Source organism: Streptomyces cacaoi (assembly GCF_006539165.1).
GTDB lineage: Bacteria > Actinomycetota > Actinomycetes > Streptomycetales > Streptomycetaceae > Streptomyces > Streptomyces cacaoi.
On the sequence record NZ_BJMM01000027.1, the window covers coordinates 1 to 12,519 of the forward strand.

Below are 12,519 nucleotides of genomic sequence, written 5' to 3' on the forward strand. Positions count from 1 at the left end.
CGGGGTTCAGGGAGGACAACGCGTCCTGGAAGATCATCGCGATCCGGGCGCCCCGGATCTTGCGCCGCTCCTCCTTGCCCATGGCCAGCATGTCCTTGCCGTGGAAGAGGATCTCGCCCTTGGGGATGCGCCCGGGCGGCATGTCGAGGATGCCCATGATCGCCTGGGCGGTCACCGACTTGCCGGAGCCGGACTCACCGAGCACGGCGAGCGTCTCGCCCGCGTCCACGCTGTAGTTGACCCCGTTGACGGCCTTGATGACGCCGTCCCGGGTGTGGAAGTCGACGTGCAGGTCGCGCACTTCGAGGAGTGACATCGTCCGCGCCTCCTCAACGGCTCTTCGGATCGAGGGCGTTGCGGACCGCATCGCCGAGCATGATGAACGCCAGCACGGTGAGGGACACCATGACGGCCGGGGAAATGATCATGTGAGGCGCGGTGCGCAGGGCGTCCTTGCCCTGGTCCACGTCCACGCCCCAGGACACCGTCGGCTCGGCCAGGCCGATACCGAGGTAGGAGAGCGTCGCCTCGGCCGCGATGTAGCCGCCGAGCGCGGTGGTGGCGACGACCACGACCGGCGCGAGCGCGTTCGGCACGATGTGCCGGAACATGATCCGCGCGGTGCTCGCCCCGAGCGACTGCGCGGCGTGCACATAGTCGCTCTGCTTGACGGTGATCACCGCACCGCGGGCGACACGGGCGATCTGCGTCCAGCCGAGGAAGAGCAGCGCCGCGATGACCACCCACAGGCTGCGCTCGGTGAAGGTCGTCAGCACGACCATGGCGCCGAGCAGGAAGGGGATGCCCTGGAAGATGTCGGTGATGCGGGAGAGCACGCTGTCGAGCCAGCCGCCGAAGTAGCCCGCGATCAGGCCGACGATGCCGCCGAGGATGGTCACGAACAGGGTCACCAGGACACCGACGAGTACGGAGGCGCGGGCGCCGTACACCATGCGCGCCCACACGGAGCGGCCCTGGGTGTCGTAGCCGAACCAGTCCTCGCCGAAGAAGTGGCTGTACTCGGGCTTGCCCTGGTAGTGGTTCGTCAGGTCGGCCGCGGTCGGCGAGGCCGAGGTGAACCAGCTGGGGAAGGCGACCATCACCAGCAGCAGCAGGATGAGCACCGCCGAGATGATGAACAGCGGTTTGCGGCGCAGATCGTGCCAGGCGTCGGTCCACAGACTGCGCCCCTTGGCCGGCTTGGCGTCCGCACCGGCGGGGCCGGGGCCCGGTTCCTTGGACGCCGGCGCGGGCGCGTTCAGGGTCTCAGTCATAACGGATCCTCGGGTCCAGGACCGCGTAAAGCAGGTCGACGAGCAGGCTTGCGACGAGGTAGACGATGACGATCAGCGTGGCGATGCCGACGACCGTCGAGCCCTCGCGCCGGTTGAGCGCCTCGAAGATGGTGTTGCCGACGCCGTGCACGTTGAAGATGCCCTCGGTGACGACCGCTCCCGCCATCAGCGCACCGACGTCGGTACCGAGGAAGGTCACCACCGGTATGAGCGAGTTGCGCAGCAGGTGGATGCCGACCACGCGGCGGCGCGGCAGCCCCTTGGCGATCGCCGTGCGGATGTAGTCGGCCCGCAGGTTCTCGGCGACGGATGTGCGGGTGAGCCGGGTGACGTACGCCAGGGAGAGCCCGGCCAGCACGATCGCCGGCAGCAGCAACTGCCCGAGGTCCTCGGAGTTCTGCACCGTCGGCGTCGTCCAGCCCAGCTGGAACGCGAACAGGTACTGGAAGAAGTAGCCGAGGACGAAGCTGGGGACCGAGATCAGCAGCAGCGTGAAGAAGAGCACCACACGGTCGAACGCCTTGTCGGCACGCAGGCCGGAGATGAGCCCCAGCAGGATGCCCGCGACGACGGTGAAGACGAAGGCGAAGAGCGTGAGCCGGATGGTCACGGGGAACGCCTGCGAGATGACGTCGGCGACCGGCCGCTGGGTGGCGATCTGGGTACCGAAGTCTCCCTGGAACAGACCGGTGAGGTAGTTCCAGTACTGCTGCCACAGGGGCAGATCCAGTCCGAGCTGATGCTTGATGGCGGCGACCTGCGCCGGGTCGGGCGCCTTCTCGCCGAACAACGCCGCGACGGGGTCGCCGGGCAGGGCGTACATCATGCAGAAGATCAGCAGTGTGGCCCCGATGAAGACCGGGATCATCTGGAGCAGTCGCCGTGCGACATAGCGCCCCATAGTGCCTCCGTAACGGAAAGGGAGATCGAGCGACGGGCCGGAGCCGCCCGGGGACCGGACGGCTCCGACTGCGCGCCGCGTCCTGCTACTTGACGGTGATGTCGGTCACGAGGACGTTGCCGTCGTAGCCGACCTTGACGCCGTCGATGCCCTCGCCGTGCACGATGTTGGCGGCGTAGTCCCACAGCGGGATGGCCGGCATCTTCTTGGCCAGCTCCTTCTCCGCTTCCTGGTAGTCCTTCACCGACGCCTCCAGGGAGTCGGCGTGGTCACCCTTCTCGAACAGCTCGTCGACCTTCTTGTCCGAGAACCGGCCGTAGTTGGTGGAGGCACCGGTCTTGTACAGGTCCTGCATGAAGTTGATGTTCAGCGGGTAGTCCGCGAGCCAGCCACCCCGGTACATGCCCTTGACCTTGTTGTCCTGGCGTGCGTTCAGGTCGGTCTGGAAGTCCGGCTTGGAGTCGCCGACGCACTGGACGCCGGTGGACTTGGTGATGCTGTTGCAGACCGCGGTGACCCATTCCTTGTGGCCGCCGTCGGCGTTGTACTGGATCCAGATCTTGTTGCCCGGAACGCCGCCGCCTTCCTTGACGAGCTTCTTGGCCTTCTTCGGGTTGTAGGTCAGGACGTCGGAGTCCAGCTTCTTGTAGCCCCTGACCTGCGGCGGAGTGAAGGCCGTGGACGGCACGCGGGTGCCCTGGAGCACTGTCTTGGTGATCGTCTTGCGGTCGATGCCCATCGACAGGCCCTGGAGCACCTTCGGGTCGACGTCCTTGAAGGGCTTGGAGTAGACGGTCGGGACGATGCTCTGCGTGCCGGCGTACGGGACGTCGAGCGCGCGGTCGCCGAAGTCGGCCTTGCGCTTGGGCAGGTCCTTCGGGCCGACGCCGTCGACCAGGTCCAGGTTGCCGGAGAGGGCGTCCTGGTAGGCGGACTCCACCTTGGAGTAGTTCTTGAACTGGATGCCCTTGTTCTTGGCCTTGTTGCTGCCCTTGTAGCTGCCCACGGCCTTGACCTGGACCAGCTTGTTGTGGGTCCACTTCTCGAACTTGTAGGGGCCGTTGCCGACCGGCTTCTGGCCGAAGCCCTTCGGGTCCTTGTAGAAGGACTTCGGCAGCGGGGCGAAGGTCTTGTAACCGAGCTTGTACTCGAAGTACGGAACGGCGTCGGTCAGTTCGATGGTGAAGGTGTGGTCGTCGACGACCTTCAGCCCCTCCATCGAGTCCTTCTTCGGGTCACCCTTCTCCGGGTGGACGTCCTCGTAGCCCTTGATGTCACCGAACCAGTAGCTGTTGGCCTGCTTGTTCTTGACGTTGGCCATCCAGTTCCAGGCGTCCACGTAGGACTTGGCCGTCACCTCGGTGCCGTCGTGGAACTTCCAGCCCTTCTTGAGCTTGACCGTCCACGTCTTGTTGTCCTTGGAGTCGACCGACTCGGCGTTCTCGTTGATCAGCCCGCCCTTCTGGTCGTAGGCGACCAGACCGGTGAACAGGGCGTCGATGACGTAGCCACCGAACTTCTCGTTCGTGTCGGACGGCATCAGCGGGTGCTGCGGCTCACCGTTGAACATCGACACGTAGCCTTCCGGCTTTCCGGAGGCCGAAGAACCTCCGCTGTCCGAGCCGCCGCCGCAGGCGGTTGCCGCCAGGGCCACGGCCGCAGCCAGAGCCGACCACTGCAATGTTCTGGCACCACGCATGGGGGCCTCCTCCGAGGAGTAGTTCACCTAGGGAGAAGGGGCGGTGCCACGACTGGATGACTCGTCATGCCTGGTCGCAGTGCACACGCCCCCGCGCTCGGAGTCGGCGCCCTCAATACGGTGCGTGACCCATTAACCCGAGCTTTAGGTCCCCACTATCGACCCTTTCGCCCCCGGTGAACCAGAGGGTCAGGGTCTCTATTTGATTACACCCGCAACCGCCTGTTCGGTGATCGGTCACGAACGACCCCCCATACGACAGTAAAACGGGCATAAGGCAACGTGAGGGGACCGTTATCCGGACGCAAGCGCGCGTTTGCACCGTCCTCGCACGTCGCAGCAGGTGCCCTGCCTCGCCGCACCCGGGTCCTCACTCAGCGCAACCATGCACCAACTCCCCCGCGCCGCAACCGGTTTATCGGTCCCAGCTTCCCAGACCCGGCGCCCTCAGCTACCCGGAACCGGCCACTCCGCCCCACAGGAACGACTGAGGCGCCGGGGAGCGTCGAGGAGCGGGGACAGCTGAGGGGCGGGGAGCCCGGCAGAGCTCCCCGCCCCTCGACAACGGCCGGCCGTCACGGCGCCCGGCCCCGACGGCGTGGGTCCGGCCGCACGGAGAACTACGGAAGGAACATCACCGCTTGGCCCGGGCGGCGGCCCGCCCGCGCTCCTTCATGTCGAGCACGACCTTCCGGATCCGCACCGTCTCCGGCGTGACTTCGATGCACTCGTCCTCGCGGCAGAACTCCAGCGCCTGCTCCAGGGAGAGCTTCCGCGGCGGCACCAGGTTCTCCGTCGTGTCGGCGGAGGCGGCCCGCATGTTGGTGAGCTTCTTCTCCTTGGTGATGTTGACGTCCATGTCGTCGGCACGGGAGTTCTCACCGACGATCATGCCCTCGTACACCTCGGTGCCCGGCTCGATGAAGATCGTGCCGCGCTCCTGGAGGTTCATCATGGCGAACGGCGTGGCCGAGCCGGACCGGTCGGCGACCAGCGAGCCGCTGTGCCGGGTGCGCAGCTCGCCGAACCACGGCTCGTGCCCCTCGAAGAGCGAGTGTGCGATGCCGGTGCCGCGGGTCTCGGTCAGGAACTCCGTACGGAAGCCGATCAGACCGCGGGCCGGAACGATCCACTCCATGCGGATCCAGCCGGACCCGTGGTTGGTCATCGTCTCCATGCGCCCCTTGCGGGTGGCCATGAGCTGCGTGATGGCGCCCATGTGCTCCTCGGGGGCGTCGATCGTCATCCGCTCGACGGGCTCGTGCAGCTTTCCGTCGATCTCCCGGGTGACGACCTCGGGCTTGCCGACGGTCAGTTCGAAGCCCTCGCGCCGCATCGTCTCGACGAGGATGGCCAGCGCCAGCTCCCCGCGGCCCTGCACCTCCCAGGCGTCGGGGCGCTCGGTCGGCAGGACACGCAGCGAGACGTTGCCGATCAGCTCGCGGTCCAGCCGGTCCTTGACCAGGCGCGCGGTGACCTTGTGCCCCTTGCCGCCCTTGCCGACCAGCGGGGAGTTGTTCGTCCCGATGGTCATGGAGATGGCCGGCTCGTCCACGGTGATCAGCGGCAGCGCGACCGGCTTCTCGGCGTCCGCCAGCGTCTCGCCGATCATGATGTCGGGGATGCCGGCGACGGCGCAGATGTCGCCCGGGCCGGCCTCGGTCGCGGGCTTGCGGGTGAGCGCCTCGGTCATCAGCAGCTCGGTGATGCGCACGTTCTGCACCGTGCCGTCGCGCTTCATCCAGGCCACCGTCTGGCCCTTCTTCAGCGTCCCCTCCTTGACGCGCAGCAGCGCGATCCGGCCGAGGAAGTTGTCCGCGTCGAGGTTGGTGACGTGCGCCTGGAGCGGGGCGCCCTCCTCGTACGTGGGCGCGGGGACGGTCTCCAGCAGGGTGGTGAAGAACGGCTCCAGGTTGGTGCTGTCGCCGGGTACCTCGCCGTCGGCGGGCTGGGTGAGCGAGGCGATGCCGTCGCGGGCGCAGGCGTAGACGATGGGGAACTCGATCTGGTCCTCGTCCGCGTCCAGGTCCAGGAACAGGTCGTAGGTCTCGTCGACGACCTGCGAGATACGGGCGTCGGCGCGGTCCGTCTTGTTGATGCACAGAATGACCGGAAGCCGTGCCTCCAGGGCCTTGCGCAGCACGAACCTGGTCTGCGGGAGCGGACCCTCGGAGGAGTCCACCAGGAGGACGACCGCGTCCACCATCGACAGGCCGCGCTCGACCTCGCCGCCGAAGTCGGCGTGACCGGGGGTGTCGATGATGTTGATCGTGACCGGGGTGCCGCCGTCCTTGGGGTGGTACCGCACCGCGGTGTTCTTGGCGAGAATGGTGATGCCCTTCTCGCGCTCCAGGTCGTTGGAGTCCATCACGCGGTCGTCGACCGACTCCAGCTGGTGCGCGGCGAAGGCTCCCGCCTGCTTCAGCATGGCGTCGACCAGGGTCGTCTTGCCGTGGTCGACGTGGGCGACGATGGCGACGTTGCGGATGTCGTTGCGCGTGGGCACTGCGGCGCTTCTCCCGGGTTGATGGGGTGGGGTGGGTCCCCTTCGCCGGGCTGATCTTCGCCTCGGCCTCGTCAACCATGGTACGGGCCCGTCCCCCCGAGCCCCCAACCTGCCGCCCTCCCGGCCCCCGGGGTGCGGGGGCCGGGAGGGCGTCGGGCCTGGTCGCGGGCGGGTGCCGGCGGGTGCCGGTGCCTGGCGGGATCAGTGCCGGGTGAAGCCGATGTCCTCGTACTGGGGGTCGGCGAAGCCGAAGGCTCCGGCGTTGACCAGCCGCCGGTCGGCGGCGACGAGCTGGCCGTTCTGGTGCAGCGGCAGCGATCCCGCGACCGCCCAGATCCGGGCGTCGGCCTTCTGCATCAGCTCCCTGCGCCGCCCCTCGTCCAGCTCACCGGCCGCCCGCTCGAAGAGCTGGTCGATCTTGTCGGTGCCGACCCGGGTGTAGTTCTGCTCGACGAGGAGCGAGCCGTCGGGCGCCGGCTGCGGCTTGGCGTAGATCGGCCGCGCGTCGGTGGCCGGGTAGGCGCTCGCGGGCCAGGAGTAGAGCGCGAGGTCGTACTCGCCGGCCGCGATGTGGTCCTTGAAGTACGACTCGTCCGGCACCTTCTTGATCTGGGTGCGGATGCCGACCTCGTTGAGCATGCCGGCGATCCGCTTGCCCGTCGCACGGATCCGCCGGGAGTTGTCGCCGTCCGGCAGGACGAAGCGCAGCGCCAGCGGCTTGCCCTCCTTGGTCCGCACCGCGGCGGCGCGGCCCGTGGACAGCAGCCGCATCTCGCGGCCCTGCGCACGCACGTCCCGCGCGACCGTCTGCGCCGACCGGGCCCGGCTGAGCGCCCGCTTGCCGCCGCTCTCCTCGGCCGCGGCCAGCCGGGCCTGCGCCGCCTGGGCCAGGAGCGCGCCGCGCTGCACGGTGGTGGAGGTGGTCAGCGACAGCGGCCGGTCGACGACCTGCTCCAGCTGCCGGGGGCTGAGGGCGACGGCCGCCGCCTGCGCCTCGGCGCGGAACCGGGGCACCCCCGAGACGTTGCCCTTGCCCGCGCCGGAGGGCGGCTCGGCCGGGCCGCCCTGCCCCTGCTTGCCGCCGCTCTTGCCGGCTCCGTTCTCAGGGCCGTCGGCTCCCTCGGCGCCGTCGCCGCCGGACTTGCCGTGCCCGCGGCCCGCCCCCCGCAGGATGCCGCCGCCCGTCTCCCAGCCGGCCTCGGCCAGCAGCGACTGCGCGGAGTCCAGGTCCTTGCCGCCCACGGCCTTGCTGTTGTCCTTGTAGCCGTCCTGGTTGGCCATCCGCAGATGGTTGCCGAGCGGCTCGTCCGGCAGGCCGGTGCCGTGCAGGGCCTCGGAGGCCAACTCGTCGCGGTCCAGGGCGCGGGCCACGGCGCGGCGCACCCGCTCGTCGGAGAGCGGACCGCTCGCTCCGTTGAGCGCGAGCTGGGTGTAGGCGGGCTCCATCGCCTTGCGCACCTCGTACTTGCGCAGGGCGCGCACCCCCTTCGGCAGCTTCGCCGCGCGCCGCGCTCCGGCCGCCGCCGTGTCGTGATCCGCGTGCTCGCCCTGCTCGCCGTGCTCGCCCTTGCGGTGCGGGTGCCCCGGGCCGCCGAGGCTTCCCGCCGACTCGATCTTCTCCGCCGTGCGGGCGTCGATCCGGGCCAGGTCGACCTCGCCCTCGCGCAGCGCCTTCGCCCGCTTGCCCTGGGGCACCGGCTTCAGTTCGATCCGCTCCAGCTTGGGCCGGCTGCCCCACCACCGCGGATCGCGTTCGAGGACGGTCTTGCCCTTGCCGCCCGCCCGCGCGACCCGGAAGGGGCCGGCGGAGGCCGGCAGCTTCTTCCGGGCGCCGTCGTTGAAGGCGGACGGGTTGCCCATGGTCTGCTTCGGGTAGAGCGGCGCGAACAGCGAACGCCAGTCCGCGTAGGGCTTGTTGAAGACGACCTCGACCTCGCCGGGGCCCTCGCCCTTGCGGACCGTGCGGATACGGTCGTAGCCGGCGTTGCGGGCCGTCCAGTAGGCGTCGTTCTTGCCGCGCAGCGCCTTCCACTGGGCGCGGAAGTCGGCCGCCGAGATGCGCCGGCCGTCGTTCCAGCGGGCCTTCGGCGCGAGCTTGTAGACGACGGTCTGCCGCGGCTCCGTCGAGGTGACCTCGGCGCCCCGCAGATAGTCCTCGTCGGGCTTCGGCTCGCCCTGTGCGTCGAGGGTGAACAGGGTGGGCAGGGTGGCGCCGGCGACGCGGCGGCTGGCCTCGTCGGCGTCGGGCTGGAAGACGTTGAGCGTGCCGGGCGCCGCGTCGACGGCCCAGCGCAGGGTGCCGCCGGTGGAGATCTGCTGCCGGTCGGTGGTGCGGATCTCGCCCGGGTCGCGGGCCGGCGCGGCGCTGTCGGTCCTCCCCTGGTCCGAGGAGCAGCCGGCCAGCGGCAGCGGCACCAGCAGCCCGGCCGCGAGTACGGCCGCGTACCGGTGCGCGGTCCGGGTGCGGACCGGGTGTCCGGGCCTCCCTCGTGCTGGTGGTCCGACTGCTGCGGCTCGGGCGGCTGGGACGCGTCGCATGCTGAAACCTCCGGGGGCCGGCCGCGCGCCCGCACTCGTTCAGCGGCATTGGCGGCTCATCACATCTTTCGGCCCCACTGAAGGCGAGCCCCGCGCGCGCTTCACGCAGACACGGCGCACACCCGGCGCCGCCCACCCGTGCGGAGCACGCGCGCGTACCGGCCGCGTGTGCGGTGTGCCGCCGTCCGGTGCGGTGCCGCGGTCAGCGGCGTCAGACCGCGTCGAGGCCGTCGACGAGGCGGTCCAGGAAGCGGGTGAACGTGGCGTCGGCGTCGACGGGGCGGGCGGGCGCCGCGAGGGCCTCGGCGAGTTCGGGGTGCCGGCCGTCGGCGGCCATCGCCGCGAGATAGCGGGCCTCGGCCGCGGCCCGCTCGGTGGACCGGGCCGCGGCGGCCTGTGCCCTCTCGTGTGTGACGTATCCGGCGACGAACGCGGTGAGCTGGGCGAAGACCTCCAGCCGTGCGGCGCCGTCGAGTCCGCTGGGCCGCAGGATCGCGAGGACGTGTTCGAGGAAGGCCAGTGCGCGCGGACCCGGCGTCCGGTGGGTGGCGAGGGCCGCGGGCAGCCAGGGGTGGCGCAGCATGTGGGCGCGCTGGAGGTGTGCGACGGCCTTCAGCCCGGCGCGCCAGTCGCCGGATGTCCGCTCGGGGGCGGGCAGTTCGCCGGTGACGTGGTCGACCATCAGCTCCAGCAGCGTCTCCTTGTCGGGCGCGTAGCTGTAGAGCGACATGGCGCCGGCGCCGACCCGGGCGGCGACCCGGCGCATGGAGACGGCTTCGAGCCCCTCGGTGTCCGCGAGGGCGACGGCCGCCTCCGTGATCGCCTCGCGGCTGAAGGCCGGCCGGCGTCCTCGGCGCGGGCGTCCGTCGCTCAGCCAGAGCTGTTGCGGGTCGATGCCCGGGCCGCCGTCGTGGGTCACCGCGTTCCTCTCCCCGACGGCCGCCGGCCTCGGCGCCGCGCGGGGCCCTCGGTGGCGGCGGCCGTCGTGTCCGTCCTGTCCCTGTCCGCCGCCGGCGGTGTGCCGGCGGCGGGCTCCTCGATGCTGCGGGGCCGGGGCCCCGGAGGGAAGGGACTTGTGGTCCTCGTCTCCGTGCTTATTCTAGTACACCGTACGAGAAGAGGGAGAGCGCCATGCCGACACCCACGCACGACGCCGCACCGCACGCCGACTGGCGGCCGCCGACGGGAAAGCCCTCGCCGGCCTCCCGTCTGATGAGGGCGAGCTGGCGCGGCCTGCCACCGCGGCGGTACGAGGCCGGCCGGGAGGCCGGCGCACCGGTGCCGGGCGCCGACGGCAGTCCCCTGCTCACGGACCACTACTTCCCGCGCGCCACGGGCGACTTCCCCACCCTGCTGGTGCGCTCGCCGTACGGCAGGGGCCTGCCGTGGGCACCGCAGTTCGGCATGCTCTTCGCCGAACAGGGCTTCCACGTCGTCCTCCAGAGCTGCCGCGGCACCGGCGGCTCCGGGGGCGGGTTCGACCTGTGGCGCCACGAGGCCGGCGACGGGCAGGCGACCGTGGCCTGGCTGCGCGAACAGCCCTGGTTCAACGGCGTGCTGGGCACCATCGGCCCCAGCTATCTGGGCTACGTCCAGTGGGCGCTCGCGCTGGACCCGCCGCCCGAACTCCAGGCGATGGTCGTCCAGATGGGCCTGCACGACCCGCACGCGCTCTTCCACTCCGGCGGTGTGCCCCAGTTGGAGAACACCCTCGTCTGCGGCGTCGGCACAACCCACCAGCACCAGGGCGCCTGGCCGCTCGCGAAGGCGACCCTGCGGCTGCGGAAGCGGCTGGAGCAGATCACCACCGCGCGGCCGCTGCGCGGCGCCTACGCCGCCGCGCTCGGGGACGAACCGCCGTGGCTGGACGGCGTCCTCGCACACCCCGACGCCGACGACCCGCACTGGCAGGGCGCCTCCACGGGCGGGGCCGCCGACGGGCTCACCGTCCCCACCTGTCTGATCGGCGGCTGGCACGACGCGCTCCTCGGCCAGACGCTGGAGCAGTACGCCCGGCTGCGCCGCTCCGGCTGCCCGGCCTCGCTGCTCATCGGCCCCTGGACGCACACCTCCGCGTTCCAGCGCGGCTGGCCCGAGGTGTTCGCCGAGAGCCTCGCCTGGCTGCGCGCCCACCTGTGCGGCGACCCCTCGGGGCTGCGGCAGCGCCCCGTCCGGGTGCACACCGGCGGTGCCGACGCCTGGCGGGAGATGGACGACTGGCCGGCGGAGGCGCCCGTCACCCCCTGGTATCCGACGGCGGACGGGCATCTGACCCGCCAGGCGCCCACGGACGACGGCCCGTTGGCGTCCTTCCGCTACGACCCGGCCGACCCCACGCCCTCCGTCGGCGGACCGCTGCTCTCCCCGGAGGCGGGCCCGCGGGACAACGGCGCGCTGGAGGCGCGGGACGACGTGCTGACGTTCACCGGGCCGCCCCTGGACGCTCCGCTCGACCTCCTCGGGCCGGTCTCCGCGCGGCTGGACGTCGCCGCCGACACCGGGCACGCCCATGTGTTCGTCCGGCTGTGCGAGGTGGACGCGCGGGGCCGCTCCCGGAACATCTGCGACGGGCTGGCCCGGCTCGGCACCGGGCAGGACACGCCCGCGCGGATCACCGTCCCGATGAGCGCCACCGCGCACCGCTTCCCGGCCGGGCACCGCGTCCGCCTCCAGGTGAGCGGCGGAGCCCACCCCCGCTTCGCCCGCTCCTCCGGTACGGCCGAACCCCCGGCCGACGCCGTGGAGTTCGTCCCCGTCCGGCTCACGGTGCACGCGGACTCGGCGCTGCTGCTGCCGCAGGAGGCCGGGGAGAGCGGGGACGGCCACGAGCTCCGGGAGGGCCGGACCGCCGGCGGGACGGCGGACGCCGTCGGCTGACCGGCCGGGGCCCGGCGGCTCAGGGCATGAGCGGGAGCCTGCCGACGATCCTGTCGACCGGGTTGCGTGGGCCGACGATGCTGACCGCGCAGTACTCCATCTCCTCGGTACGGGCCCGGCCCACGGTCGCCAGGAAGTCGCCGTAGACACGCGTGCTCTGGGCCGCCGCCGGCACATCCGCGACGAAGACGTCGGGGCGCGCCGCCGCCTTGGCGCGGACGGTGCGCAGGGCCGCGGAGTCGGCGACGAGCACCGAGCAGCCCGCCCAGGGCAGGCCCGGATGGACGGTCCCGTCCGCGTCGGCGGCCGCGTCGCCCAGCAGCCCGGGCACGGCGGCGACCGTGGGGGCGACCGCGCAGACGGCGGCGTTGGCGGCCCGCCCGGGAGGCAGACCGGCGTGGACGACCACGACCCATTTCAGCCGCGCCCGGCGGGTGGACAGGCCGAAGTCCCGCTCCCCGGGCGCGAACCCCACCGCCACCGCGTCCCCGGACACGCCCGCCGCGCTGCCTGCGTTGCCTGCGTCCCCTGTCTTCCCGGCGCTCCCGGCGCTCCCGGCCTCCCCGACGTCCCCCGTGTTCCCCACGGACATCTGCCCTCCTGCGTTCGTTCGGCGGAATGCGGCAACGCTAGGCGGGGGTGCGAGGCGGCGGCACGCTCTCCGTACATCGTTCGCAGCACGGCCCCGGGGCGGCGTTCCCGG

General features: G+C 71.3%; 9 protein-coding genes. 1 reads left to right on the forward strand and 8 read right to left on the reverse strand.

Going from position 1 to position 12,519, the window contains the following annotated elements; genetic code table 11:
* The 7 genes from SCA03_RS22690 to SCA03_RS22720 form a co-directional block, all read right to left on the reverse strand.
* On the reverse strand, positions 1-316 hold a 316-nt coding region (locus SCA03_RS22690; protein WP_141275616.1), incomplete at its 3' end, for an ATP-binding cassette domain-containing protein.
* A gap of 13 nt (positions 317-329) precedes the next feature.
* A complete protein-coding gene (locus tag SCA03_RS22695) occupies positions 330-1,274 on the reverse strand; it encodes an ABC transporter permease (RefSeq protein WP_086814524.1) in 945 nt (314 codons plus the stop codon).
* The gene (locus SCA03_RS22700) at positions 1,267-2,196 is read right to left on the reverse strand and encodes an ABC transporter permease (protein ID WP_030892250.1); all 930 of its coding nucleotides are present in this window, start codon (positions 2,194-2,196) and stop codon (positions 1,267-1,269) included. The genes SCA03_RS22695 and SCA03_RS22700 overlap by 8 nt, the downstream gene beginning before the upstream one ends.
* Positions 2,197-2,281: 85 nt before the next feature.
* Positions 2,282-3,895 carry a peptide ABC transporter substrate-binding protein gene (locus SCA03_RS22705; RefSeq protein ID WP_030883470.1) on the reverse strand — a complete coding sequence of 538 codons (1,614 nt, stop codon included), beginning with the start codon at positions 3,893-3,895 and terminating at the stop codon, positions 2,282-2,284.
* 634 nt (positions 3,896-4,529) lie between these two features.
* Positions 4,530-6,401 carry a translational GTPase TypA gene (gene typA / locus SCA03_RS22710; protein ID WP_030883472.1) on the reverse strand — a complete coding sequence of 624 codons (1,872 nt, stop codon included), beginning with the start codon at positions 6,399-6,401 and terminating at the stop codon, positions 4,530-4,532.
* Positions 6,402-6,602: 201 nt separating this feature from the next.
* Complete coding sequence (locus SCA03_RS22715; protein WP_086818272.1) at positions 6,603-8,939, reverse strand: ABC transporter family substrate-binding protein; 2,337 nt, start codon at positions 8,937-8,939, stop codon at positions 6,603-6,605.
* 211 nt (positions 8,940-9,150) lie between these two features.
* Positions 9,151-9,858: a TetR/AcrR family transcriptional regulator gene (locus tag SCA03_RS22720; protein WP_086818271.1), complete on the reverse strand. Its 708-nt coding sequence runs from the start codon at positions 9,856-9,858 to the stop codon at positions 9,151-9,153.
* Between the two features lie 212 nt (positions 9,859-10,070).
* On the opposite strand from SCA03_RS22720, the gene SCA03_RS22725 reads away from it, so the two are divergent.
* The gene (locus SCA03_RS22725) at positions 10,071-11,816 is read left to right on the forward strand and encodes a CocE/NonD family hydrolase (RefSeq protein WP_086818270.1); all 1,746 of its coding nucleotides are present in this window, start codon (positions 10,071-10,073) and stop codon (positions 11,814-11,816) included.
* A 19-nt stretch (positions 11,817-11,835) separates the two neighbouring features.
* Here the strand turns inward: SCA03_RS22725 and SCA03_RS22730 are convergent, their stop codons facing one another.
* Positions 11,836-12,408, reverse strand: a complete 573-nt coding sequence (locus SCA03_RS22730) for a DUF2000 domain-containing protein (RefSeq protein ID WP_078873427.1) — start codon at positions 12,406-12,408, stop codon at positions 11,836-11,838.
* Positions 12,409-12,519 lie beyond the last annotated feature (111 nt).

Coding starts and splice junctions, on each gene's coding strand:
- SCA03_RS22695 (WP_086814524.1), bottom strand. CDS start 1,274: ATGACTGAGACCCTGAACGCGCCCGCGCCGGCGTCCAAGGAACCGGGC.
- SCA03_RS22700 (WP_030892250.1), bottom strand. CDS start 2,196: ATGGGGCGCTATGTCGCACGGCGACTGCTCCAGATGATCCCGGTCTTC.
- SCA03_RS22715 (WP_086818272.1), bottom strand. CDS start 8,939: ATGCGACGCGTCCCAGCCGCCCGAGCCGCAGCAGTCGGACCACCAGCA.
- SCA03_RS22730 (WP_078873427.1), bottom strand. CDS start 12,408: ATGTCCGTGGGGAACACGGGGGACGTCGGGGAGGCCGGGAGCGCCGGG.
- SCA03_RS22725 (WP_086818270.1), top strand. CDS start 10,071: ATGCCGACACCCACGCACGACGCCGCACCGCACGCCGACTGGCGGCCG.
- SCA03_RS22705 (WP_030883470.1), bottom strand. CDS start 3,895: ATGCGTGGTGCCAGAACATTGCAGTGGTCGGCTCTGGCTGCGGCCGTG.